Source organism: Streptomyces scabichelini (assembly GCF_011045015.1).
GTDB classification, from domain to species: Bacteria; Actinomycetota; Actinomycetes; order Streptomycetales; family Streptomycetaceae; genus Streptomyces; species Streptomyces scabichelini.
Genome location: NZ_JAAKZY010000014.1, coordinates 62,957 through 87,977 on the forward strand (window position 1 = coordinate 62,957; position 25,021 = coordinate 87,977).

The 25,021-nt window shown below is 71.1% G+C and carries 23 protein-coding genes and 1 pseudogene; 14 read left to right on the forward strand and 10 right to left on the reverse strand.

The window, feature by feature from the left end; translation table 11 throughout:
• Positions 1-44: 44 nt before the first annotated feature.
• The gene (locus G5C60_RS06925; protein WP_165255711.1) at positions 45-2,513 is read left to right on the forward strand and encodes a SpoIIE family protein phosphatase; all 2,469 of its coding nucleotides are present in this window, start codon (positions 45-47) and stop codon (positions 2,511-2,513) included.
• A 139-nt stretch (positions 2,514-2,652) separates the two neighbouring features.
• On the forward strand, positions 2,653-3,450 hold the full coding sequence (locus G5C60_RS06930; protein ID WP_165255714.1) for a VOC family protein: 798 nt from the start codon (positions 2,653-2,655) through the stop codon (positions 3,448-3,450).
• A gap of 61 nt (positions 3,451-3,511) precedes the next feature.
• Here G5C60_RS06930 and G5C60_RS06935 read toward each other — a convergent pair whose 3' ends face one another.
• The 7 genes from G5C60_RS06935 to ctaD form a co-directional block, all read right to left on the reverse strand.
• Entirely contained in the window at positions 3,512-4,744 is a 1,233-nt protein-coding gene (locus G5C60_RS06935; RefSeq protein ID WP_165255716.1) for a hypothetical protein, read from the reverse strand.
• Positions 4,745-5,008: 264 nt separating this feature from the next.
• Positions 5,009-5,662, reverse strand: a complete 654-nt coding sequence (locus tag G5C60_RS06940) for a phosphoribosyltransferase (protein ID WP_165255718.1) — start codon at positions 5,660-5,662, stop codon at positions 5,009-5,011.
• A 500-nt stretch (positions 5,663-6,162) separates the two neighbouring features.
• Positions 6,163-7,614, reverse strand: a complete 1,452-nt coding sequence (locus G5C60_RS06945) for an FAD-dependent oxidoreductase (RefSeq protein ID WP_165255721.1) — start codon at positions 7,612-7,614, stop codon at positions 6,163-6,165.
• 73 nt (positions 7,615-7,687) lie between these two features.
• Positions 7,688-8,938: a polysaccharide pyruvyl transferase family protein gene (locus G5C60_RS06950; protein WP_165255723.1), complete on the reverse strand. Its 1,251-nt coding sequence runs from the start codon at positions 8,936-8,938 to the stop codon at positions 7,688-7,690.
• Positions 8,939-9,019: 81 nt separating this feature from the next.
• Positions 9,020-9,958, reverse strand: coding sequence for a GNAT family N-acetyltransferase (locus G5C60_RS06955; RefSeq protein WP_165255725.1), 939 nt, complete (start codon positions 9,956-9,958; stop codon positions 9,020-9,022).
• A 54-nt stretch (positions 9,959-10,012) separates the two neighbouring features.
• On the reverse strand, positions 10,013-10,759 hold the full coding sequence (locus G5C60_RS06960; protein ID WP_165255728.1) for an esterase/lipase family protein: 747 nt from the start codon (positions 10,757-10,759) through the stop codon (positions 10,013-10,015).
• Between the two features lie 255 nt (positions 10,760-11,014).
• Positions 11,015-12,700, reverse strand: a complete 1,686-nt coding sequence (gene ctaD / locus G5C60_RS06965; RefSeq protein ID WP_165255730.1) for an aa3-type cytochrome oxidase subunit I — start codon at positions 12,698-12,700, stop codon at positions 11,015-11,017.
• A 53-nt stretch (positions 12,701-12,753) separates the two neighbouring features.
• Here ctaD and G5C60_RS06970 point away from each other — a divergent pair, with 53 nt between their 5' ends.
• Together G5C60_RS06970 and ctaF are read left to right on the forward strand one after the other, a co-directional pair.
• Positions 12,754-13,317: a hemerythrin domain-containing protein gene (locus G5C60_RS06970; protein WP_165255733.1), complete on the forward strand. Its 564-nt coding sequence runs from the start codon at positions 12,754-12,756 to the stop codon at positions 13,315-13,317.
• A gap of 24 nt (positions 13,318-13,341) precedes the next feature.
• Positions 13,342-13,827, forward strand: a complete 486-nt coding sequence (ctaF, locus tag G5C60_RS06975; RefSeq protein ID WP_165255736.1) for an aa3-type cytochrome oxidase subunit IV — start codon at positions 13,342-13,344, stop codon at positions 13,825-13,827.
• Here ctaF and qcrB read toward each other — a convergent pair.
• Positions 13,770-15,329, reverse strand: a complete 1,560-nt coding sequence (qcrB, locus tag G5C60_RS06980) for a cytochrome bc1 complex cytochrome b subunit (protein WP_165255768.1) — start codon at positions 15,327-15,329, stop codon at positions 13,770-13,772. The genes ctaF and qcrB overlap by 58 nt on opposite strands.
• A gap of 75 nt (positions 15,330-15,404) precedes the next feature.
• A complete protein-coding gene (locus G5C60_RS06985) occupies positions 15,405-15,746 on the reverse strand; it encodes a DUF3140 domain-containing protein (protein ID WP_165255738.1) in 342 nt (113 codons plus the stop codon).
• Between the two features lie 204 nt (positions 15,747-15,950).
• On the opposite strand from G5C60_RS06985, the gene G5C60_RS06990 reads away from it, so the two are divergent.
• The 3 genes from G5C60_RS06990 to G5C60_RS07000 all read left to right on the forward strand — a co-directional run bounded on the left by G5C60_RS06990 (position 15,951) and on the right by G5C60_RS07000 (position 17,470).
• A complete protein-coding gene (locus G5C60_RS06990; RefSeq protein WP_165255741.1) occupies positions 15,951-16,214 on the forward strand; it encodes a GlsB/YeaQ/YmgE family stress response membrane protein in 264 nt (87 codons plus the stop codon).
• An 80-nt stretch (positions 16,215-16,294) separates the two neighbouring features.
• Positions 16,295-17,185, forward strand: coding sequence for an SDR family oxidoreductase (locus G5C60_RS06995; protein ID WP_165255743.1), 891 nt, complete (start codon positions 16,295-16,297; stop codon positions 17,183-17,185).
• A gap of 36 nt (positions 17,186-17,221) precedes the next feature.
• Positions 17,222-17,470 carry a hypothetical protein gene (locus tag G5C60_RS07000; protein ID WP_165255586.1) on the forward strand — a complete coding sequence of 83 codons (249 nt, stop codon included), beginning with the start codon at positions 17,222-17,224 and terminating at the stop codon, positions 17,468-17,470.
• A gap of 85 nt (positions 17,471-17,555) precedes the next feature.
• Here the strand turns inward: G5C60_RS07000 and G5C60_RS07005 are convergent, their stop codons facing one another.
• Positions 17,556-17,789, reverse strand: coding sequence for a DUF6480 family protein (locus tag G5C60_RS07005; RefSeq protein WP_165255746.1), 234 nt, complete (start codon positions 17,787-17,789; stop codon positions 17,556-17,558).
• A gap of 163 nt (positions 17,790-17,952) precedes the next feature.
• Between G5C60_RS07005 and G5C60_RS07010 the strand changes: the two genes are divergently transcribed.
• From G5C60_RS07010 to G5C60_RS07040, 7 genes and pseudogenes are all read left to right on the forward strand, one after another.
• A complete protein-coding gene (locus tag G5C60_RS07010; protein WP_165255748.1) occupies positions 17,953-19,590 on the forward strand; it encodes a carbamoyltransferase family protein in 1,638 nt (545 codons plus the stop codon).
• A complete protein-coding gene (locus G5C60_RS07015; protein ID WP_165255750.1) occupies positions 19,587-20,618 on the forward strand; it encodes a glycosyltransferase family 2 protein in 1,032 nt (343 codons plus the stop codon). The genes G5C60_RS07010 and G5C60_RS07015 overlap by 4 nt, the downstream gene beginning before the upstream one ends.
• 110 nt (positions 20,619-20,728) lie before the next feature.
• Positions 20,729-21,346 (forward strand): annotated as a pseudogene (locus G5C60_RS07020) (glycosyltransferase family 9 protein); the annotation flags it as partial.
• The gene (locus G5C60_RS07025; protein ID WP_165255752.1) at positions 21,343-22,305 is read left to right on the forward strand and encodes a glycosyltransferase; all 963 of its coding nucleotides are present in this window, start codon (positions 21,343-21,345) and stop codon (positions 22,303-22,305) included. The pseudogene G5C60_RS07020 and the gene G5C60_RS07025, both read left to right, overlap by 4 nt.
• Positions 22,302-23,519, forward strand: coding sequence for a glycosyltransferase (locus G5C60_RS07030; RefSeq protein ID WP_165255755.1), 1,218 nt, complete (start codon positions 22,302-22,304; stop codon positions 23,517-23,519). Before G5C60_RS07025 ends, G5C60_RS07030 begins: the two co-directional genes overlap by 4 nt.
• Positions 23,519-24,121 (forward strand): D-sedoheptulose-7-phosphate isomerase, encoded by a 603-nt coding sequence (locus G5C60_RS07035; RefSeq protein ID WP_165255757.1) that lies wholly within the window; start codon positions 23,519-23,521, stop codon positions 24,119-24,121. The genes G5C60_RS07030 and G5C60_RS07035 overlap by 1 nt, the downstream gene beginning before the upstream one ends.
• A gap of 20 nt (positions 24,122-24,141) precedes the next feature.
• Positions 24,142-25,021: bifunctional heptose 7-phosphate kinase/heptose 1-phosphate adenyltransferase (locus G5C60_RS07040; protein WP_241266561.1), on the forward strand; the 880-nt coding region annotated here is incomplete at its 3' end.

Sequence of the window (25,021 nt, forward strand, 5' to 3'; positions counted from 1 at the left end):
AGAAGTACGAGAGCAGACCACTCTCAGGGACGGAGAGGGTCACGGTGGTGACGGGCGAGGAAAGCGGAGTCACGCGCCGGCGGTTCGACGTGGCGGACGCCGCGGCGGTGCTGCTGGACGCGGACACAGTGCTGACCGGCTGGAGCAGGGACGCCGAGCGGCTGTACGGATATGCCGCGGCCGACGTCCTCGGCCGGGGCGCCGCCGACCTGCTGATGCCCGAGGACGCCGCGCGCCTTCCCCACCTGATCGAACGGTGCGGCCGCGACGGCGGCTGGGCCGGGCCGCTGTCGGTGCGGCACCGGGACGGGCACCCGGTCGCCACGATGGTGCGCGTCGTCCCGGCCCTGGAGTCGGACGGCCCGCCGCGGTGGATGGTGCTGGCCTCCGACATGACCGGCGCCGCGGGCTGGGCCATGAGCCGTACGGTCCTGGAGCGGATCGCCACACAGTCGCCGATCGGCCTCGCCATCGTGGACACGGACCTGCGGTACGTGTGGTCGAACACGGCCATGCAGCAGTTCGGCGGCGGGCCCGCGCACGAGCGTCTCGGCAAGCGGCTGGCGGACATCCAGCCGGGCCTGGACGCCGAGCGGCTGGAAGGCGTGATGCGCCAGGTACTGCACACCGGTGTGCCGATCGTCGAATACGAACACGTGGGCAGAGTGCGGTCCGCGCCGCACCGCGAGGCGGCGCACGCCATGTCGTTCACGCGGCTCGAGGACGACCACGGCAACCCGATCGGCGTGTACTACACGGTCGTGGACGTCACCGAGCGCTACCGGGCCCGTCAGCGGCTCACTCTGCTGGACCAGGCCGGTGAGCGCATCGGCCGCACGCTGAACGTGATGCGCACCGCCCAGGAGCTGGCCGACGTGGCGGTGCCTGGACTCGCCGACTTCGTCACCGTCGACCTGCTCGACTCCGTCCTCCAAGGGGGCGAGCTGGTTCCCGGGCCGCTGAGCGAGACGGACGTGGTGGCGCTGCGGCGGGCCGGCCACCAGTCGGTGAACGAGGACGTCCCGGAAGCCGTCGTCGACATCGGGCATGTGGTCAGATACCGGGCCGGGGCGCCCCCGATCCGCTGTCTGACCAGCGGCAGGTCCTGGCACGAGGAGCGGCTCGACCCGCTGGCCAGGGAGTGGGACAGCGACATACCCGGAGGCAGGGCCGCCGCCTTCCTCGACCTCGGGCTGCACAGCGTGATGATCGTGCCGATCCGGGCCCGGGGCACCACGCTCGGTGTCACCACGTTCTTCCGGCGGCAGCGGCAGGACCCCTTCGAGGCGGACGATCTGAGCCTGGCCGAGGAGTTCGTCGCCCGCGCGGCCCTGTGTCTGGACAACGCCCGCCGCTACACGCGGGAGCGCGACGCTGCTCTCGTACTGCAGCGCAATCTGCTGCCGCACCGGTTCCCCGAGCAGGACGCCATGGAGGTCGCCGCCTGCTATCGGCCGGCCGACGAGCTGACGGGCCTTGGAGGCGACTGGTTCGACGTCATTCCGCTGTCGGGTGCCCGGGTCGCCCTGGTGGTGGGGGAGGTGGCGGGGAGCGGGATCGAGGCCGCCGCGGCCATGGGACGGCTGCGTGCCGCCGTCCAGACGCTCGCCGACCTGGATCTGCGCCCCGACGAGGTGCTGGCGCACCTCGACGACGTGGTCGTCCGGGACGCGCACGAGGACGACACCACGACGGATCTGCGGGTCGGTGGCGTGCAGGCGGTGGGTGCCAGTTGTCTGTACGCGGTCTACGACCCGGTCGCCGGGCGGTGCGCCATCTCCGCCGCCGGCCAGGGCGCACCCGCGATCGTCGCGCCGGACGGCACCGTCGACTTCCTCGAACTGCCTCCCGGCCCCGCGCTCGGTGTGGGCGGCCCGCCCTTCGAGTCGGTCGAACTGCCGCTCGCGGAAGACAGCGTGCTCGTCCTGCACACCAACGGCCTGCTCGTCGCCGAAGGGCTCGACCCGGTCGAGGAGGCCGCCGCGGGCCGGGAACGGCTGCGCCGTGTGCTGGGGCGGCGGGAGCCCACCCTCGACGACCGGTGCCAGGCCGTGGTCGACGCGCTCGTGCCGGCCCGCCCGCCGGACGACGTGGCGCTGCTGATGGCCCGCGCCCGCCGCCTCGACCAGCGGCACATGGTGTCCTGGAACCTGCCCCGCGATCCCGCGATCGTCGCCGACGTCCGCAAGCGGACCGCACGGCGGCTGGCCGAGTGGGGCCTTGACGAGCTGACCTTCACCACCGAACTCGTCGTCAGCGAGCTGGTCACCAACGCCATCCGGCACGCCTCAGGACCGATCCGGCTGCGCCTGATCCTGACCGGCGCCACCCTGATCTGCGAGGTCTGGGACGCCAGCGCCAGTGCCCCGCATCTGCGGCATCCGAAGGCGACCGACGAGGGCGGCCGCGGCCTGTTCCTGATCTCCCAGTTCACGCAGCGCTGGGGCACCCGCCACACCCAGGACGGCAAGATCATCTGGACCGAGCAGTCCCTGACGGGTCCGGCGGTGTGACACGCAGTCCCTGACGGGGCTGGCGGTGTGGCACGCCGATTCCGGCGGTTCTTCGGCGCGCGTGGTGACGTTCCGCTGGCTAGCGTGAAGAACCGGAGCACTTCTCGCAGCAACCTTCGACGAAGAGGGAGGCGGAGCCATGGCCGTGGAACCCGAGGGAACGCCGTGCTGGGCCGATGCGATGTTCAGCGATGTCGAGGGGGCTAAAAGCTTCTACGGTGACGTGCTGGGCTGGACGTTCGGCGAGACGTCGACGGAGTTCGGCAACTACACGGAGGCGTACTCGAACGGCAAGGCGGTGGCCGCCGTCGTCCCGCCGATGCCCGGCGCGGAGGAACAGTCGGCCTGGTGCCTGTACTTCGCGTCGCCGGACGTCATCGCCACCGCCGCCAGGATCCGTGACAACGGCGGTGAGGTGGTGATGGAACCCATGCAGGTCGGCGACTTCGGCTCCATGCTGCTCGCCCGCGACCCGGGCGGTGTTGTCTTCGGCGTGTGGCAGGCCGGCAAGCATGAGGGCTTCGAGGCGAAGGCGGTGCCCGGCGCGTACTGCTGGGCCGAGGTCTTCACCCGGGAGCCCGAGAAGTCCGACGCCTTCTTCCCGGCCGTCTTCCCGTACAGCGCGCAGCAGATGGAAGACGAGGAGATGGACTTCCGGCTCTTCAACATCGACAAGGAGCCGGTGCTCGGGCGGATGAAGATGACGGAGGAGTTCCCGCCGGAGGTGGCGCCCTACATCAACGTCTACTTCACGGTCGAGGACTGCGACGCCGCGGTGGCGAAGGCCACCGAGCGCGGTGGGGTGCTTCGGTTCGGCCCGATGGACAGCCCCTTCGGCCGCTTCGCGGCACTGAGCGACCCGCAGGGCGCGTTGTTCTCCGTCATCGACACCACGACGATCAAGGGCGAGATGCCCAAGCTGACCGACGTGTCCTGACGGTTCGGGCGGCGGCCGTTTTTGCGGGGAACCGGCCGCCACCCTCGTCGTGCGGTGCTCGCTAACAGATGTTCTGGCTGCTGTTGACCAGCCGGTTGTTGCGGAACGTCGTGTTCTCGCCGCAGGGGCTTTCCCTGATGGCCGAGTCGGTCACCGTGAGGTTCTGGATGGTGATGTCCCGGTTGTTCGGGAAGTCGGAGCGCGCGGCGAGCCGGATCTCTCCGCCGCCGGTGACGGTGCCGCTCTGGGCGGCGATGTTCACGTTGGAGCAGTTCTCGATCAGGATCGAGTTGTTGCCGGTGTTGGAGAGGGACACCTTGTCGATGACCGCGCCGCCGCTCTCGGAGACGCAGAAGACGCCGCGTCCGCCACCGCGCGCGATGACCTCGCCCACCCGGATGTTGGTCGGGTAGCTGCTGCCGACCCGGCCGTTGCGGTTGGCCATGCGGAAGGCCGCGTAACCGGTGCCGGCGCCCGCGTTGTCCGCGTCGACCTTGGTGACGGTGGCGTTGATGGTCTGGTTGAGCAGCAGACCGGACTCGCCGACATTGCGGGCGGTGACCGTGCCGATGGTGATGCCGTCGACGCCGTACGTCTCCACGGCGTGGCTGCTCGCCCCGGACACGTACACGTTGTCGATCCTGACGTTCTTGGTCCACTGGCTGGTGTCGCCGCGGTTGTCGATGCGGACGCCGAGACCGCGCGACAGGCGCATGTCGATCTGGCCGAGGACGACGTTCTGCACGTTGCGCATGAAGACGCCGTACAGCGGGGCGCCGGTGAGTTTCAGATTCTGGACCTCGATGTCCCGGGCGCCGCGTGCGTAGACGGGGGCCTGGTCGCCGGAGCCCGTGCCGGTGACGTTGATCGTGCCGCACACGTCGAGGACGGTGTAGCTCGGCAGGGAGACCCTGGATCCGGCGCTGATGGAGCCCGAGCCGCGCACGACGACCCGTTCCTTCGAAGTCCGGCCCGCCGTAAGGCTGTTGACGGCGGCCTGCATCGCCGCACGCATGTCGGTGCCGGTGTAGGCGACGCTGCTGCCGCGGCGGGCGGTCCAGGTGCTGCCGCTGAGCACGGCCTCGGCCTGGAACGAGCCGTCGCCGCAGGCCGCCGCCCTGGCGGCAGCCGCCGGTTCCGGTGCGGCGGCCGGTTCCTGGGCCGCGTCGGCGGGTGCTGTCAGCACGGCCGCTCCGGTGAGCAGGGCGGTGGCACAGGCGGCGGTGACGCCGGCCCGCTTCTTGCGCGTACCTAAGGCTCTGCCGATGAGGTGAGGTGCGGCTCTGCGTCCCATCTCGTCTTCTCCTGTACGTGGGGGTGGACGCGTCCGCTGCCCCCGTTGCCGTCCAGCACTTCACTACGGTCGTCGAAGCCGATTCGATTGAATCGATTCACGACCGGGCGTGCGTGACCTGGGGCGACTTGGCTCGGGGAGCGGCGGCACGTTGCGGGAAGTACGTTAGCAAGCGCTTTCTGGTGCGGGTGGTGAGTGTGGCAACGGCCTGACGTGACGTCAAGGGGGCTGGTGCGCCTCGGCTTTGGGTGCCGGGCTCCGGGCTCAGGCCGTGGCGTGGAAGGCGTGCAGAGTGTCGACGACCTCCGCGTCGGAGATCTGGCGGAAGTCCTCGTACCACTCGCTGACCGCCTGGAAGGCCGGCGGCTGTTCGAGGCAGACGACGTCGTCGGCCTCCCGGCGGAGTTCGGCCACCGCCTGCGGGCTGCCGACCGGTACGGCCAGGACGAGCCGTCCCGGCTCCTGCCGGCGCAGGAAGCGCAGGGCCGCGGTGGCGGTCAGGCCGGTGGCGAGGCCGTCGTCGATCAGGACGACGGCGCGGCCGCGCACGGAGGGGGCCGGGCGGCTGCCCCGGTAGAGGTATTCGCGGCGGTGCAGCTCATTGCGCTCGCGGGCGACGTCCGCGCCGAGCCGGTCCTCGGTCATGTCCAGGAGCGCCAGGCTGCGCCGGTCGAAGAGCGGGGGGTCCTCGCCGACGATCGCGCCGATCGCCGCTTCCGGCCGGACCGGGGTGCTGATCTTGCGGGCGGTCAGTACGTCCAGCGGCGCGTGCAGTTCGCGGGCGACCTCCGCCGCGACGGGTACGCCGCCGCGTGGCAGGGCGAGGACGAGCAGGTTGATGAGGTCGCCGGAATCGGCCCACTCGGCGAGCCGCAGGGCGAGTTGCCTGCCGGCGTGCTTGCGGTCGCGGAATGGCATGGGTTGCCTCCGACGGTTGGGTGGTTGGGTGGTTGGGTGGTTGGGCGGTTGGGTTCGTTGGCGGTTGGGTTCGTTTTCGTGTGCGGGTGGTTTGTGGCTGGTCGCGCAGTTCCCCGCGCCCCTAAAGGGGCGCTGGTCGCGCCCACGGGGCGGAGCCGCATATTGACACAGCCCCGCGCCCCTGAAGGGCGCTGGTCGCGTCCGCGCGGCGGAGCCGCACATTGTCACAGCCCCGCGCCCCTAAAGGGCGCTGGTCGCGTCCGCGCGGCGGAGCCGCAGATGGACACAGCCCCGCGCCCCTGAAGCTTCGCGCCCGCGCGGCGGGGTCGCTCGTGTGGCAACCCCGCGCCCCTGAAGTGCGCTTTGCGTCCTTAGGCCCGCGCCCGAGTTCCCGGCGCGGGGTGGCCGAAACCACGCACCGCGTTTCCGGCGCGGGGTGCCCCGAACCGCGTACGGCGGACGGGGCCGCTGTCAGCCCGAGTACGGCGGACAGGGCGCTGTCAGCTCGGTGTGGAGGTGACGTCGGGGATTCCGTCCCGGAGGCGGGCTCCCTGTCGCAGTAGTTCGCGCTGGACGAGCGAGTGCGGCAGGTCCCGTGGGCTTCGGCCGAGGCGGGTGGCCAGTGCTGCGCAGGCGCCTGCCGCCTGGCCGGTGGCCATTGCGATGGGCATGACCCGGTACGAGGAGTGGGCCACGTGCGTACCGGAGATGCAACGGCCGGCCACCAGCAGACGGTCGGTGTCCCGGGGCAGCAGGCAGCGCAGCGGGATGTCGTAGAAGCTGCCCGTGGGCACGCGTTTGAGGAGCGTGCCGGTGCCCTCCGGGTTGTGGATGTCGATCGGGTAGGCGCCATGCGCGACGGCGTCCGGAAACGGACGGGCGGCCAGGATGTCGTGGCCGGTCAGCTGGTAGTCGCCCACGATGCGGCGGGTCTCCCGTACGCCGATGTGGGTGCCGCTCTGCATCACGTAGGAGTGCTCGAAGCCCGGCACCCGGGTGCGCAGGAAGTGGTCGATCTGTGCCAGCTGGCGGCGGGCGGTGTACTCGGCGCGGCTGAGGTCCCAGACGCTGGTGCCGAGCGCTCCGGTGACACGCGTGCTGTTGACGCTGACCTCGCGGGGGTGCGGGGTGGCGAAGAACAGCACGTCCTCGCGCGGCAGCCGGAGTTCGCCGGCCTCCGTGGCCTCCCGGACCAGGTCCCACAGGCCGTGCACGCCGCGCCACTCGTCGGGGTGGGCACGGACGTACTCGGCGAACCGCGGCCGCAGGAAGTCCGCGACGCGGAACATGAGCGTCATCGGCTGCACCCGTCCGTCCTCGGGGCGGCCGATCTCGTACGGAGCTCCGCAGGCGGCCGCGACATCGCCGTCACCCGTGCCGTCGACGACCACGCCCGCGTCGATCACCACCGGTCCCGACTTGGTCTCGAAGACCACGCGCCAGCCGTCGTCGAGCGGCAGCGCGGCGGACGCGAAGGAGTGGAACAGCATCCGTACGCCCGCCTCGTCGAGCATCTCCAGCAGGACCATCTTGAAGATCTCCGGGTCGAACGGCACGGTGTAGCCGGTCTCGACGGAGGGCGGGACACAACCGCCGCTCGCGGTGAGCCGGTCAAGGAGGCGCCACAGAACGCCGGCGACCACCGGCTCGCCCTCGCCGTGGTCGGTGGGCAGCAGCCGGGTGTCCTCGCCGTTCTCGGTGAACGCGGCCTGCTTGTGCTCGTTGTGGAACGACATCAGGGGCATGACGAGGGCCACGGTCGCATTGCCGCCCAGGAACGCGTAGCGCTCGACGAGGGCGACCTCGGCCCCGGCGTCGGACGCGGCGAGCGCGGCGCCGCAACCGGCCGGGCCGCCGCCGACCACCAGGACGTCGGTCCGGCCCGCGTAGCGGGCCTCCCGCGGCGGCAGGGTGACGGTACGGGGCTCGTTGGGCGGCTCCAGGATCGGCATCGCTTCCTCCCGTCAATCCTCTCTCGGCTGCGGGGCCTCGGGAGGCCCGCGCACTTCCGGCCGGTCGTGCCCGTCAGGCCCCCGCACTCAGGTCCTCCACGTGACGGTCGTCCGGGGCGGGCCGGGACACCAGCAGCTCGTCAGAGCCCCTGCGGGAGCCGCTGTCGATCTCGTCGATCTTGTCCAGGAGGGCTCCGCAGCGCCCGCAGGTCTCCCGGGCGAGCCCGCACAGCTCTCGGACACGCGACCGCAGCTCCTGGCGCCGCTGCGGATACTCGTCCCAGAGCCGGTCCACCTCCGCCAGCAGCAGCCCGGCCTGCTCCCGTGCCACTCCGACCAGGGCCGGCGCACCCACCCGGCGCGCGAAGTCGAACACCTTGCCCGAGTAGGGGAGCGGCAGGATCGGCAGCCCGGAGAGCGCCGCGAAGATCAGGAAGTGCAGGCGCATGCCGACGGCGAGATCCAGGTGGCGCATAAAGCCGAGGACCTGCCCTGGGCTGTAGGTGCCGTTCATGATCCGGCCCTGGTCCGGCGCGGACATGTGCGACAGCACGGCATGTGCGTGGCGCACGTCGTGGCGTTCCATCGGCATGAAGACGACATGGGCGTCCAGGCGCCGGACCAGGAAGTCGGCCACGTCCGCGAGCAGTGCGTGATAGCCGCCCTCGTCCAGCTTCTCGGCCGCCCGGCCCGGCTCCCGCACCGACATCCCCACCAGGCGTTTCCCGGCCGGGATGCCCTCGTGCGTCATCATCCGGCCGGTGAACGGCTCCGGGGACAGCAGCAGCGCCGGGTCGGCGGTGACCGTGAGCTCGCGCTCGACCCCGACCTCGTCGAGGACGAGGCCGGACTCCTCGTCCCGTACCACCACGTCGTCCATCTCCGGCAGCACGGTGCGTACCGCCTCCCGGTCGTCGGCCTCCCTCAGCGGACCCGCGCCGATGGCGTAGGCGAACGTGCGGACTCCGTGGACCTGCGCCGCACGGACCAGCCGCAGGTACCGGCGCGCCTCACCGTCGTAGAGGATCCCGCCGCCGCCCAGCACCAGCAGGTCCAGGCCGGACAGCGCGTCCAGCAGCTGCCTCTGGGCGACGCCCTCCCAGTCCACCACCTCGTCGACGCCGCGGTGGTGGGTGCGGGTGTGCTCGGCGTTCCGGCTGAAGACGACGATCCGGGCGTGCGGGCGATGGTGCCTCAGGCAGCCCAGCACACAGGTCAGGATGGACTCGTCGCCGATGTTGAAGCCGCCGTACGAGCCGAGGACGCCGATCCGCGGGGCCGAGGTACGGGGGGACGGAGGCGGGCGCTGGGCAGCGTGGGTCATCCATGCGCTCCCGTCGCGTCGGGGTTGGTCGGTAGGGGCTCGGGTTGCCCGGCCCGGGCGCGACAAACACCCCTGAAACGGTCACCGCCCCTGCGTCCGGTGCGGTGCCGACACGGCATCGCTCAGCCGGTCGTACTCCCACAGCTCATCGACCAGCTCGAATCCGGCCTCGTGGAAGAGCCGCGGCGCGGCGCCGCTGGTACCGGTCGGGCGCGACGACGTGCCGACGACGGCGACGACATGTGTGGCGCCCTCCTCGGCGAGCAGGGCCAGCGCCTGGTCGAGGAGTTTGCGGCCCAGACCGCGGTGGCGGTACGGGCTCACCGTCTCGAGCCAGTACACGGTCGCGGTGCGATCGCGCGCCGTGCTCACCACGATCTCGGCGACCGGCTCGGCCGCCTCGTGGAAGACCAGACGATGGCCCGGCGGAAACTCGTTGGGGAACACGTCGGCCACGAGTTTGGGAGGCGAAGGACCGCAACGGAGGGACCGAAGCAGGTAGTGGCCCCGGAGGCGGCCGGTGAAGCCCCGGCGGACCAGTACGTCATGGGTCGCGGCGCGGTGGGTGCGGGGCAGGCCGCCCGGGCCCAGGGCGCCCGGTTCGGCACAGGTGAACGCCTCGATCCGCGGGCAGTCACCGAGCGCGGCCAGGGCATGGGCGACCAGGTCCTGCAGGGCCGCGGTGTCCTCGCGGGCGTGCAGAAGATGGATCAGCCCGGAGCGCAGGTCCTGCCAGGACAGAAACGCGATGGTGCCCAGGGGCCGGTCGTCGGCGTCGGTGAGCACGCTCAGGCGTGCCCGGGCCGGTGCCTGCCAGCCCGCCGCGGACGGGCAGCCCTGCAGCGCGGCGGCCGGCAGCTCCGGTACGCAACGCGGCTGCCCGGGCAGCCGGTCGGCATCGATCAGATCTCGTACGGTCGGCTCGTCCCTGGCCTGGTACGGGCGCACGTTCCACCCGCGCCTGTCGGGTGCCACGGCGATGTCACCGTCCTTGCGCATGGTGTCGTCTTCTTCCGGCATCTGCTGGATGTACCCAGCCTCTCGCAAGCCGGCCGCCCTGTCATGGGCGGCGGCTCAGCCGGCCAGCGGAACCTGCACGGCGGCGTCGGTGAGCAGCGCGCGGACCTCATTGATGACCGTGCCGTGCACGGGCAGCATCAGATGCCCGACGCCGTCCACGAGGACGTTGCGCACCAGCAGGTCCTCGTGATCGAGGCGGCCCCGGGCGGTCGGGATGACCGCCTCGTCGAGGTTGCTGTAGAAGGCGACGAACTGGGCGCGGCAGTCGGGGCACGGCTCGGCCAGCTCGGCCAGCAGCGGACTTCCCGGGCGCAGCTGGCGCAGCACGGGGTGCGGAGGAGCCCACAGCGCCATCGCGGTGCCGCTGTGCGGCGTGGCCAGCGTGATCACCAACGGCACATGGGCGTCTCCGCCCAGCCGCTGCACGTAGTAGCGCGCGATCAGTCCGCCCATGCTGTGCCCCACCAGGCACACGGGCCGGTCGCCGTTCTGCTTCCGCACCCGTTCGACCTGCTCGCCCAGCATGCGGGCGGCGACGCGGATGTCGGGGTTGAAGACGTTGTACGTCGCCGTGACGAACGGCCCGGCCCCGCAGCCGCGCAGACCGTTCTGCAGCTTCGAGAAGATCGACGGACGGTCGGCAAGGCCGTGTACGAACACCACAGGCATGCCCGACACATCGGGTTCACACTTGTCGTCGTCCGTCGGCAGCCGGCGGTCAACGGCGCCGATCAGTCCGGCGAACTGCCGCACACCCCACAGGGCGAGATCCAGCGGCAGGCCGGCCAGTCGCACGGTCATCCATCCCGTCTCCAGGGTGACTCCCCGAAGGGTCACCAGCCAGGGAACGGGGAAGCGCGGTCCCCTCAATGAAATGCTCGTGGTACTCATCTCCGAGACGACACTACCGGCGCCCGTACCCCGATTTTCCGGGGTTACCAAGGCGGCCGACTCTGTTCCTGAGCCTCTCAAGTACCCAGGAGCACCACCTCAAACGTGAGGAGCGCGGCGGGTGACCATGGTCCGGAGCCGTGTTTCCGGTGGCAAAGTGTAAGTTTACGCCTCGTGCTGCTTACTGTCCTGGTGGGCGTACTGGGGATGGTTCAGGTCGAAGGCCGGGGACTCCGAGCGGATCCGGGGCAACGCCACGAAGTTGTGGCGCGGCGGCGGACTCGACGTGGCCCACTCCAGTGACCGGCCGTACCCCCAGGGATCGTCCTCCGTCACGCGCTGTCCGTACCGCGCCGTCCGCCACACGTTGTAGAGGAACGGCAGCGTGGACACGCCGAGCAGGAACGCACCGGCCGAGGAAAGCGTGTTGAGCAGGGTGAAGCCGTCCGCGGGCAGATAGTCGGCGTACCGACGGGGCATTCCCTTCTCGCCGAGCCAGTGCTGCACAAGGAAGGTCAGCTGGAAGCCGATGAACAGCAGCCAGAAGTGGACCTTTCCGAGGCGTTCGTCGAGCAGTTTCCCGGTGAATTTCGGCCACCAGAAGTAGAAGCCCGCGAACATCGCGAACACGACCGTGCCGAACAGCACGTAGTGCAGGTGCGCCACGATGAAATACGAGTCCGTGAGGTGGAAGTCGAGCGGCGGAGAGGCGATGAGCACGCCGCTCAGCCCGCCGAGCAGGAACGACACCAGGAAGCCCATGGCCCACAGCATCGGGGTCTCGAAGGACAGCGATCCCTTGATCATGGTGCCGATCCAGGCGAAGAACTTGATGCCGGTCGGTACCGCGATGAGGAACGACATCAGTGAGAAGAACGGCAGCAGTACGGCGCCCGTGGCGAACATGTGGTGCGCCCACACCACCGCCGAGAGCATGGTGATGGCGATGGTCGCGCCGATGAGCGGCACATAACCGAAGATGGGTTTACGGCTGAACACCGGGATGATCTCGCTGATGATGCCGAAGAACGGCAGCGCCACGATATAGACCTCGGGATGGCCGAAGAACCAGAAGAGGTGCTGCCACAGAATGGCGCCGCCATTGGCCGCTTCGAAGATGTGCGCCCCGAATTTGCGATCCGCCTCCAGCGCCAGCAGTGCGGCGGTCAGGACGGGGAAGGCGGGCAGTACGAGAATGGACGTGAACAGAATGTTCCAGGTGAAGATCGGCATTCGGAACATCGTCATGCCCGGCGCGCGCAGGCACAGTATGGTGGTGATGAAGTTGACCGCGCCGAGCGTGGTGGACACACCTGTGATCACCAGCCCCATGGTCCACAAGTCGCCGCCGGATCCGGGCGAGCGCACGGCGCTGTTGAGCGGTGCGTAGGCGAACCAGCCGAACGCGGCCGCACCACCCGGCACCAGGAAGCCGGAGACCACCATCAGCCCGCCGAACAGATACATCCAGTACGAAAGGGCGTTGAGACGAGGGAAGGCCACGTCCGGAGCCCCGATCTGCAATGGCATCACGGCATTCGCGAAGCCCGCGAACATCGGCGTCGCGAACAGCAGCATCATGATGGTGCCGTGGATGGTGAACAGCTGGTTGTACGTGTGCTCGTTCACCAACTGCAGTCCGGGACGGGCGAGTTCGGCCCGCATCAGCAGCGCGAGGACGCCGGCCAGCAGGAAGAATCCGAACGCGGTGACCATGTAGAGATTGCCGATCACCTTGTGATCGGTGGTGGTCGCCCAGCGGTACAGGGCACGCCCCAGCCGCAGGCCTGGTGATCCTGGTGAAGTTGACGGCGGGCCGATCGGAACGGTCTTCCTCGCGGACGTGCCCATGAGCCCGCGCAGTACCCCGGCGTGCGGGGCACAAACAAGAGGTGGACGAGACCATGGCAGGTGAGACGGACGCCATCAGGGAACTGACCGATGACCACCGCCACGTGGAAGACATATTTCGGCAGATCGAGGCACTTCCCAGCGCTGACCGGATATGCAAGATCTATACGGACCGGGCCACCATCGAGCTGGTACGGCATTTCGTTTCCGAAGAGGAATTCGTCTATCCGGTCCTGAGTGATCGCATCGCGGACGGAGCCGATCTCGCGAAGAAGGGAATGGAGGACCACGGTCGCGTCGAGCAGCTGATGAGAGATCTCGAAGACGCCGAGGCGGGGACTTCCACATTCGGGCGACTTGTCGACCAGCTGCTGCGTGAGGTCCGCCTCCAGACCCGGGAAGAGGAGGACCTGCTCTTCCCCCGCCTCCAGGCCGCTCTGCCGCCGACGACGCTGACCGATCTCGGCAGCCGGATCCGCCGGGTGAAATCCATCGTGCCGACGCGTCCCTACCCGGCCGTCCCCGGTGTTCCGCCGACGAGCAAGCTGCTCTTTCCCGGGCCCGGCCTCGTAGATCGGGTACGGGCCGTCCTGTCGGGATGGAGCCACGCCTTCTGACGACCTTCTGATGAGGACCTTCTGATGAGGACCGAGGCACGTCTGTTCACCGGGGTGGCGGTCTTCTTCGCCGTCACCGCCGTCGGATACGGCTGGTTCTCCGAGGAACCCGCCGGCACCGCCGTCCTGGCCATCGCCTTCCTGATGGCGGCACTCGTGGCGTTCTTCCTGCACGTCCAGTACCGCAGGCGCGGCCCCAGGGCCCAGGACCGCGGCGACGCCCAGGTGGTGGAGACCGCAGGGCCCCTGGAGTTCCTCCCGCCGCACAGCCCCTGGCCCATCACCACGGCCGTGGGATCGGTCGTCGTCGCCCTCGGCGTGGTCTACGGCCTGTGGCTGCTGCTGCTCGGCCTCGGTGTGCTGGCGCACGGTGTATTCGGAATGGTCTTCCAGTACGCCGGACGGGCCGATCGGGCCGGTCCCGGACGCCCCGGCCACCCCGATCGGGCCGGTCAGGGCTCCAACTCGCCCTTACGGGACGGCCGTTCCGCCTCGACACGGTCACGGTAGTACCAGGAGCTCAGCGTGGCACGCAGCCGTCGCAGCCGAGGCACGTCGCCGTTGCGCTCCGGCACGGTCAACGGCTGCGGCAGCTCGCGCGTCCGCAGGATGTACTGCCGCTCGGCGTCCAGCGGTTCGTGGCTCTCCTCGTATCCGCCCTCCACCGACTGCCGCACCTCGCCGGTCTCCTCGCCCTCCTCGAGCCGCTTCAGCTCCGCCTCCCGCAGGGCGAGACAGACCCGCTTGGTCACCATGAACGCGAGCGGCGGCAGCACCACGAGGAGGATCCGGAATACCCACGTCAGAGTGTTGAGCGAGATCCTGAAGGTGTGCGCGATGACGTCGTTGCCGCCTGCCGCGAGCAGTACGCCGTAGAAGACGATCGCGGCGACGCCGAGCCCCGTGCGTACGGGCTTGTCCCGCGGCCGGTCGCACAGATGGTGCTCCTGGTCGTCGCCGGTGACCCACTTCTCGAAGAACGGATACGCGTACAGCACCGCGAAGAGGGCGAGCGGCAGTATCACGGCGGGCAGCAGCACGTTCCACATGACCGTGTGCCCGGCGACCGCCGTCTCCCACGGCGGCACGAGTCTCAGCGAGCCTTCGAGGAATCCCACGTACCAGTCGGGCTGCGAGCCGGTCGACACATGGTCCGTGCGGTAGGGCCCGTACGCCCAGACCGGATTGATCTGCGCCAGCCCCGCCAGCACCGTCAGTACGCCGAAGACGGTGAAGAACAGGCCGCTCGAACTCGCCACGAACTGCGGGAACATGGGCTTGCCCACGGCGTTGCGGTTGGTCCGGCCGCGCCCCGCCCAGTGCGTGTGCTTCAGGTAGAAGACCAGGATCAGATGGACGGTGACGAGCGCGAGCAGCAGGCCGGGCAACAGCAGGATGTGCAGCGAGTACAGCCGCGGAACCATGTCCTCGCCCGGGAACTCGGCCCCGAACGCGAACATGCTCAGATACGTCCCCACCACCGGGATCGACAGCATGATCCCCTGCGCGATGCGCAGCCCCGTGCCGGACAGCAGGTCGTCCGGCAGCGAGTAGCCCGCAAAGCCCTCGGCGAGCGCCAGCAGGAACAGCGTCACGCCGATCATCCAGTTCACCTCGCGCGGCTTGCGGAAGGCGCCGGTGAAGAAGATCCGCAGCAGATGCACGCCGATCGCCGCGAGGAACACCAGGGCCGCCCAGTGGTGCAGCTGCCGGATGAGGAGCCCGCCGCGCACGTCGAAGCTGATGTGCAGGGTCGACTCGTACGCCTCCGACATGCGTACGCCCTCGAGCGGCCGGTACGAGCCGTCGTACACGACCTCGTTCATCGACGGATGGAAGAACAGCGTCAGCCAGACCCCGGTCAGCAGCAGGACGACGAAGCTGTAGAGCGCGAGCTCGCCGAGCAGGAACGACCAGTGGTCGGGAAACGCCTTGCGCAGCAGCGAACCGCCCTCGGAGACCGGCAGCCGCGCGTCCAGCGCGTCAGTGGTTCGCTCCGCGGTCCGCCGCATGCGCGCCGAGGCGCGAGCCTTCCGCCTGGTGAACACCCGCCCCGGGTGCCCCGCGCCCGTGGGCGGAAACCATGGTCATGAGGGCTTGAGGGGGTCGTGTCCCAGGGACATGAGCCGGTGGCGCCTGCTCTGGTCGGCGGCCTCCGGCTCCCGCTCCTCGTCGCTCAGGGCATGGATGCGGTCGACCACCTTGCGCATGAGGCGTACGTCGTCGTCCGTGAGGTCCCTGCGGCGCTTGGCCAGGATCGACAGGATGTGCTGTCCCGCCTCGCTCCCGGCCTGATCGGGCAGCGGCTCGGTGAGAGGGCTCGCGTCCCGGGTCCTGAGCCAGGTACTCAGCTCCTGCGAGGTCATGTTCACCACACGGTGGAACTCGTCCCACAGGACGTCGACTTCGTGGTGGGAGAGGTCGGTCATGGAGGATCACCTCACATCATGAGTCGGTGTGCGGCCCCTCGTGGACAGGCGGGGCGAGGTCATCGGCCTCGGGTACCCGTGAGCGCGCGGCTCACCCTCGTACGACGCCGAAACCGGTGCGGAGGACTGGTCCGGCCGGAGGGGACTGGTCCGGTCCCCAGGGGGGACTCGTAACCGCACAGCAGTGCGGAAGAGCGAGGAGCCATGGAGATCTCAGGCATTTTCAGTGCGATTGTGATCGGTATCGTCATCGGCGTGCTGGGCCGGCTTGTCGTGCCGGGGCGTCAGCGCATCGGCATTCTGTGGACGATCGTGGTCGGTATCCTGGCGGCCTTCGTGGGATCGGCGATCGCGTCGGCCTTCGACGTGGCCGACACGGAGGGCGTCGACTGGGTGGAGTGGATCTTCCAGATCGCTCTGGCCGCCTTCGGCGTTGTCGCCCTGGACCGGGTGAAACTGCGCCGCTGACCCGGCGCCCGACTTTTCGGCCGGGGCGAGACGGGAACTCGGCCGCCTGACCGGACTCGACCAGCGGTCAGGAGGCCGACGTGACCGATCCGCAGCACGCGCAGCAGAACCCGGCGACGCAGCACCCTCGCCCCGAGTTTCCGGCACAGGACCAGCCCCATCCGGGCTGGACAGGGCCGATGGACCCGCCGCCCGATCACGGTGAGGAGTCCTACCGCGGCAGCGGCCGCCTGGAAGGCCGCAAGACGGTCATCACCGGTGGGGATTCCGGCATCGGGCGGGCGGTGGCCCTGGCCTTCGCCCGGGAGGGCGCCGATGTGCTGTTCACCTACCTTCAGGAGGAGGCGACCGAGGCGAGTGAGACGTCCCGGTTGGTGGAGGGTGCCGGCCGCAAGGCCGTCGCGGTCTCCTGCGACATCCGGGACGAGGAGAACTGCCGGGCGCTGATCGGGCGGGCGTCCGGTGAGTTCGGCCGTATCGATGTCCTGGTGAACAACGCGGCGTACCAGATGTCGCAGCCGGACGGCATCGAGGCGATCTCCACCGAGCAGTTCGACCGGGTCATGCGCACCAATATCTACGGGATGTTCTGGCTGACGAAGTTCGCCCTGCCGCATATCCCGGAGGGCGGCAGCATCATCAACTCCACGTCCGTGCAGGCCTACAAGCCCAGCCCCCACCTGCTGGACTACGCGACGACGAAGGGCGCGATCGTGACCTTCACCCAGGGGCTGGCCCAGATGCTGGTGGACCGTGGCATCCGCGTCAACGCGGTCGCGCCGGGCCCGGTGTGGACGCCGCTGATCCCCTCGACGCTGCCCGACACGGTGGAATTCGGCAAACAGGCCCCCTTGGGCCGCCCGGCACAGCCCGCCGAGCTGGCCCCGGCGTACGTCTATCTCGCCTCCCAGGAGGCGAGCTTCATCACGGCGGAGATCCTCAACGCGACGGGCGGCACGCCTCTGCCCTAGCGGGTTTGCTCTCGTTCGACGAAGGGAGCGGTCGGCATGAACGAGAAACGGGCGGAGGAGCCGGGCACGGAGACGAAAGTGCCGCGAGATCTGCCCCCGTCGCAGGAAGAAGCCGAGCGGGAGGACGCCATCGTCGACGTTCCGGCGGCGGCTGAGGAAGAGCCTTCGGAGGCCTACCCGGACACGGACGAGGCGGGCTCGGGGCGGCGTGACGGCGCTGAGAACGGCGGTCCGCAGGTTCCCCCGGTGGAGGAGGAGCCCGGCCCTCAGGAACAGCCTGACTGACGCCTGACCGACGTCGGACCTGACCGACGTCGGACGTCGGCAGCCGCGGTACGCGTCATGTGTTGGAGCGTGCCTGCCGCAACGCTCACAAGGCGAGCACGATCGCGAACGCGAGGAAGCCCGCGGCGATCAGCACCACCACGACCAGGATGAGGGCCAACGGGCCCTTGGCCCAGCCGCGCGTCGGGTTGTGGGTCTCCTGCGGGCCGGCGCCGGGGGTACTGCCCTCGGCAGGCGGGGTCTCGCCGGGCGGGACGCCGCCACCGGGCTCCAGGCCGGGACTCCGCAGCGGATCGGGATCTGGGTTGCTGTGCTGCATGGTCCCCGAGTTCCCTCGCGATCCGGTCACGAACGGTGGAGAACGTACCAATACGGAATGTGCCAATTCCGGGCGACTTGTCTCCAATTGTTTGAGACAGCCGCAGTGGGCAACCGCGTAAAGCTCAGGGTTCTCACACACGCTTCGGATGGAGCCGCCCATCATGCACATCCTTGGCATCAACGCTCTCTTCCATGATCCGGCCGCCGCGCTCGTCGTCGACGGCCGCACGGTCGCCGCGGCCGAGGAGGAGCGGTTCAGCCGGCGCAAGCACGGAAAGCGCCCCGTGCCGTTCTCGGCGTGGGAGCTGCCCGAGCACGCCGCCCGGTGGTGCCTGGAGCAGGGGGGCGTACGCCCGGACGAGCTCGACGCCGTGACCTACTCCTTCGATCCGGCGCTGGCCCGTCCCGCCCAGGAGATGGGCCTGCACGACCCGTGGGACCCGCTGCGCATCCGGTACGCCGAGAGGGCCCCGCAGTTTCTGGCCGAGGCGCTGCCGGGGCTTGCCCCGGAGGCCGTCCGTTTCGTACCCCACCATGTCGCACACGCGGCGTCCGCGGGTCCCGCGTCGCCGCACCCGGACAGCGCGGTCCTCGTGCTCGACGGACGGGGCGAGGCCGCCTCGCATCTCGCCGGCCGCTACCACGGAGACCGGCTCGAGGTGCTGGCCGCCCAGGCCCTGCCGGAGTCGCTCGGGCTCGTCTACGAGGAGCTCACCGAGCATCTCGGCTTCCTGCGCAGCAGCGACGAGTACAAGGTGATGGCCCTCGCCTCCTACGGCAAACCCCGTTTCCTGCCCCAGTTGCGGCAGCTGGTCCACCCGACGGGCGACGGCGGTTTCCGGGCGCACGGCGTCGACTGGGCGGAGTTCGCGCCCCCGCGCCCCAGGGGCGAGCCCTGGACGCAGGACCACGCCGACCTCGCGGCCAGCACCCAGGCCGTCCTCGAAGAGGTGCTGCTCGAACTCGTGCACTGGCTGCACGGGCAGGCCGGCGGCGAGGCGCTCACGATGGCCGGGGGAGTGGCGCTCAACTGCGTCGCGAACTCCCGTATCGCGGCTCAGGGCCCGTATCGGCACGTCTGGGTCCAGCCGGCCTCCTCAGACGCCGGAACCGCACTCGGTGGGGCCCTGCACTTCGCGGCGGTTCAAGAGGAGTCCCCGGTGCCCATGCCGGGCGTCGACCTGGGCCGGGGCTGGAGCGACGAGGAACTGCGCGCCCGGCTCGAAGAGGCCGCCCTGCCCTACGAGCGGCCGCCGGACATCGCCGAGACGGTGGCCGAGGAACTGGCCCGGGACGGGATCGTCGCCTGGTTCCAGGGCCGCAGCGAGTACGGACCCCGAGCCCTCGGACACCGCTCCCTGCTCGCCCACCCGGGGCGGGCCGAGAACCTGGAGCGGCTGAACCGGGTCAAGGGCCGCGAGGAGTTCCGGCCCGTGGCGCCCATGGTGGCCGCCGAGCGCGCGCACGAACTGTTCGCGGGTCCGCTGCCGAGCCCGTACATGCTGTTCGTGCATGACGTCGTACGGGACTGGCGTGACCGCATTCCGGCCGTCGTGCACGTCGACGGGACCGCGCGCATCCAGAGCGTCGACGAGCGTCAGGAGCCGCTCGTGGCACGGATGCTGAGCGCCTTCGAGCGGCGCACCGGACTGCCGGTGGTCGTCAACACCAGCCTCAACACGGCGGGCCGTCCCATGGTCGACGACCCGCGCGACGCGCTCGAGTGCTTCGGCTCCGCACCCGTCGACCTGCTCGCGATCGGGCCGTACGCGGTGCGCAGGGGGAGGGCGTTCGCATGACCGAGCCATCGCACACCACGGAGCCGACTCCCCCCACGTACGCCGTGGTCGTCCCGACCGTGGTGCGCGACACGCTCGCCGACTGTCTGGCCGCGCTCGTCGCCGCCATCGGGCCGCCGCCCAGCGAGATCGTCGTGGTCGACGACAGGACCGACCCGGAGCCGGGGCCTCTCGAACACCCGTTGAGCGTCCTCGGCGACCTGCGTGCCCGCACCACCGTGCTGCACGGCGGCGGCCGGGGACCGGCGGCGGCGCGCAACACCGGCCTGCGCGCCGTCTCCTCGCCCTGGTGCGTGTTCCTCGATGACGACGTGCAGGCAGGACCGCACTGGTGCGAGCAGGTCGCGCGGGATCTGGCCGAGGCGCCGCCGAACACGGCCGGCATCCAGGGCGTGATCACGGTGCCGCTGCCCGGCGGGCGCCGCCCCACCGACTGGGAGCGCTGCACGGCGGGTCTGGCCCGGTCCCGGTGGATCACCGCCGACATGGCCTACCGCACGGACGCGCTCAAGCAGGTCGGCGGCTTCGACGAACGCTTCCGGCGCGCCTTCCGCGAGGACACCGACCTCGCGCTGCGCGTCCTCGACGCCGGCTGGCGCATCCAGCGGGGCCGGCGCACCACCCGCCACCCCGTGCGCCCCGCCGACCGGTGGGTGTCCCTGCGCGCCCAGCGCGGCAACGCCGACGACGCGCTCATGCTGCGGCTGCACGGACCCGGCTGGTGGCACCGGGCGGCGGCACCGCGCGGCCGGATCCGTACGCATCTCGCGGTCACCTCGGCGGGCGTCGCCGCGTGCGCCCTCGCGGCGCTCGGACGCCGCCGGGGCGCCACGGTCGCATCGCTCGGCTGGGCGCTCGGTACCGCCGAGTTCGCCTGGGCCCGGATCGCCCCCGGCCCCCGCACCCGGTACGAGGTCGACACCATGCTCGCGACCAGCGTGCTCATCCCGCCGGCCGCCACCTGGCACTGGCTCACCGGCCTGTGGCACCACCGCGACGCCCCGCCCTGGCAGGAGGTGTCGCCGTGACGGCCGAGCCCGCGATCGCCGAGCCCGCGATCGCCGGGCAAGCCCTCGTCTCCTGTCCCGACAGCTTCGGCGACGTCCTGTCGGCCGGTCCCGCCGTACGCGCCGTCGGGCTCGCCCTCGCCGCCGCGGCGGGCTTCCCGCAGCCGGTAGGAGACGGCGGTCTGCTCCGGGTGCGGCCGGTGCCCGAAACCAGGGACCTGACCGGTGGTTCGCCGTACGCCGTGCCGCACCCGGGAGCGGGCGTCCCCGCGCGGGCCCGGCGCCCGGAGCACGGCGCTCAGGCCGTGCGCGAGCCGACCGCGGCCGGTCACCGGGTCGTGGTGACCGGCGGCCCGGGGGAGCGGGAGCTGACCGCCAAGGTGGCGAGCGCCGACGGGCTCGGCCTCGGGGGCAGGACCGGCGCGGCGGAACTCGCCGGCGCGGCGGAACTCGCCGGCGCGGCGGAACTCGCCGGCGTGCCGGCCCGCGCCGACGCCGTCGTCACCGGCAACACCGCCCCCGCGCACCTCGCCGCGACCGTCGGCACCCCCGTCGTCTCGCTGTTCGCGCCCGCCGTACCCGCCGAGCGTCGGCGGCCGTACGGCATCCCGTACGTCCTGCCCGGCGACCAGGACGCCCCCTGCGCGGACAGCCGCGCACGGCACCGCCCGGCCCCCGGCCGCCCCTGCCCGGACACGGTCACCGCGCACGACGTGCTCGCGGCGGTGGAGAAGGTTCTGACCTCATGAGGATTCTGCTCTGGCATGTACACGGCTCCTGGACGACGGCGTTCGTCCAGGGACCGCACACCTACCTCGTCCCCGTCACCCCGGACCGCGGACCCGACGGACTCGGCCGCGCCCGTACCTACGACTGGCCGGACTCCGTCGTCGAACTTCCGCCCGAGCGGCTGCGGGACACGGAGGTGGACCTGGTCGTACTGCAACGCCCGCACGAACTCGCCCTCGCCGAAAGGTGGTTGGGCCGAAGGCCCGGACGGGACGTACCGGCGGTGTACGTCGAGCACAACGCCCCGCACGGCGACGTGCCAGACACCCGCCACCCGGCCGCCGGCCTCCCCGGCCTGACCCTCGTCCACGTCACCCACTTCAACCGCCTGATGTGGGACAACGGAGACACCCCGACAACCGTCGTCGAACACGGCATCGTCGACCCCGGTCACCTGTGGACCGGCGAGCTGGCACGGGCCGCCGTGGTTGTCAACGAGCCGCTGCGCCGGGGCCGCACGACGGGCACCGACCTGTTGCCCGGGTTCGCGGAGGCGGCGCCGCTCGACGTGTTCGGCATGGGCACTCACGGCCTCGCCGACCTGCTCGGCCTGCCGCCCGACCGCTGCCGCAGCCACGACCTCGCCCAGTGCGACCTGCACCACGCCATGGCCGCACGCCGGGTCTACGTCCATCCCGTCCGCTGGACCTCGCTCGGCCTGTCCCTCCTGGAGGCGATGCATCTGGGCATGCCGGTGGTCGCCCTCGCCACGACCGAGGTGACCGAGGCCGTGCCCAAGGGTGCCGGTGTGGTCTCCAACCGAATCGACGTACTGACCGATGCCGTACGGAACTTCGTCGCCGATCCCGTGCACGCCCGCCTGACCGGCGAGGGAGCACGTGCGGCAGCGCTCGCCCACTACGGGCTGTCCCGCTTCCTGGACGACTGGGAGCGGCTGATCAAGGAGGTGACCCGATGAGGATCGCCATGGTGTCCGAGCACGCGAGCCCGCTTGCCGCGCTCGGGGGCCCCGACGCCGGTGGCCAGAACGTGTACGTGGCCCGCCTGACCGAAGAGCTCACGCGCAGGGGCCACGACGTCACCGTCTACACCCGCCGTGACGCGCCCGAACCGCCCCACCGCGTCCCGCTGCCCGGCGGCGCCGTGGTGGAGCACGTACCCGCGGGACCGCCCGAGCCACTGCCCAAGGACGAGCTCTTTCCGCACATGCCCGTCTTCGGCACGTACCTGGCGCACGCCTGGGACGAGGAAAGGCCCGATGTCGTGCACGCCCACTTCTGGATGTCCGGCATGGCCTCGCAACTCGGCGCGCACGCCTTCGGCATCCCCGTCGTGCAGACCTTCCACGCGCTCGGCACCGTCAAGCGACGCCACCAGGGCAAACAGGACACCAGCCCGTACGAACGCATCGGCGTCGAGCGGCACATCGGCCGCACCTGCGGACGGGTCCTGGCGACCTGCACCGACGAGGTGTACGAACTCGCGGACATGGGCGTGCCACCGCGACAGGTGTCCGTCGTGCCCTGCGGCGTCGACGTGGCGCACTTCCACCCCGGGCCGGACACCGGCGGTGCCCCCGCACGAGCGTGGGGACGGCGGATCCTGGCGTGCGGCCGGCTCGTCCCGCGCAAGGGCTACGACCAGGCGATCCGCGCGCTGACCCGGATCCCCGACACCGAACTCCTCATCGCGGGCGGCCCCGTACCGGCTCTGCTGGAGGCCGACCCGGAAGCCGAACGGCTCCTCCGGCTCGCCGACCGGCTCGGCGTGGGCGACCGCGTGCGGCTGCTCGGCGCGGTGGACCCCTCCGACATGCCCGCCCTCACCCGCAGCGCCGACCTCGTGCTGTGCACCCCGACGTACGAGCCCTTCGGGATCGTGCCGCTGGAGGCGATGGCCTGCGGCGTGCCGGTGATCGCCACCGATGTCGGCGGACACCGGGACACCGTGGCCGACGGGGTCACAGGCCGCCTTGTGCCGCCCGGGAACCACCGGGCGATCGCCGAGGCCGCGCGCGAACTGCTCGACAGGAAACGGCGGCGGCTGCGCTACGGCGCGGCGGGCCGGGAGCGGGCGCTGGCCCGCTTCACCTGGCAGCGGGTCGCGGACGGCGCCGAACAGGTCTACCGCCAGGTCGCGGTGGGACACGAACTGCCTTCGGAGGTGGCGTGATGACGCTCGCGCCCGTCGTCGGGCACTGCGACGAACTCCTCGACGCGCTGGGCCCCTTCCGCGGTTCGGCTCAGATCACCGCGCGCTGGGGCGCACGCCTCGCCGCCGTACTCACGGGCGGCGGGCGGCTCCTTGCGGCCGGCAACGGCGGGAGCGCCGCCCAGGCCCAGCACCTCACCGCCGAACTCGTCGGCCGTTACCGCACGGACCGTCCGCCGTTCTCCGCCATCGCGCTGCACGCCGACACGTCCAGCACGACGGCGATCGCCAACGACTACGGGGTGGACGAGGTGTTCGCCCGCCAGGTGCGCGCCCACGGGCGGCGCGGCGACGTCCTCGTCCTGCTGTCCACCAGCGGGGCCAGCGCCAACCTGCTCTCGGCCGCCAACGCGGCGCGCGAGGCGGGCCTGCGCGTCTGGGCGCTCACCGGACCGGCCCCCAACCCGCTGGCCGCGGGCAGCGACGAGTCGCTGTGCGTCGGCGCGCCTTCCGCCGCCACGGTCCAGGAACTCCACCTCGTGGCCGTGCACATGCTGTGCGCCGCGTTCGACGCCGCCCTCGACGGAACCCGATCCCATGACGGACCCCGTTCCCATGAGTGACCCGGGAGGAGAGTGCGCCCATGAGTGACAGGGCCCCGCTGCTCGTCGTCGGTGATGCCCTGCTCGACCGCGATCTCACCGGCTGCGCCGAACGGCTCGCGTCCGACGCCCCGGTACCCGTCGTGTCCGACTGCGAGGACCGGGTGCGGCCGGGCGGTGCCGCGCTCGCCGCCTGGCTCGCGGCGCGCGACGACCGGGACGTCACACTGGTCACCGCGGTGGGCGACGACCCGGCCAGCCGCGAACTGCGCAGGCTGGTCGAACCCTGGCTGACGTTGGTGCCGCTCCCGCTCTCGGGCGCACTGCCCGAAAAGACCCGCATCCTGGCCGGAGACCGCCCCCTGGTCCGGGTGGACCACGGCACCGGCCGCGCCCGGGACCGTACGGACGAGGCCTGTGCGGCGATCCGCTCGGCGCGTTCCGTGTTCGTGTCCGACTACGGGCGTGGTGCCGCCGAGGTCCTGCGCGACGTACTCGCCGAGCGGGCGCCCTTCGTCTGGGACCCGCATCCGCGCGGCGGCCCGCCCGTGCCGGGTACGCGACTGGTGTCGCCCACCGCGAAGGAGGCGCGCGCTTTCGCCGGCGAGGGAGAGGGGCACGTCGGTCACGGTCACGACGACCTGCGGGAGACCGCGCGCGGAGCGGCCGCACTGGTACGGAGGTGGCAGGCCGGCGCGGTCGCGGTGACGCTGGGCGCGCGGGGCGCCCTTCTCTCGTACGGGGACTGCCCGTTGCTCGTGCCCGCGCCCGCCACGCACGGCGGGGACAGCTGCGGGGCGGGCGACCGGTTTGCCGCCACGGCGGCCGGGCTGCTCGCCGACGGAGCGCTCGTCGGCGAGGCGGTCGAGGGCGCGGTGAGCGCGGCGACCGCCTTCGTGGGGAGGGGCGGGGCGGGCGGAC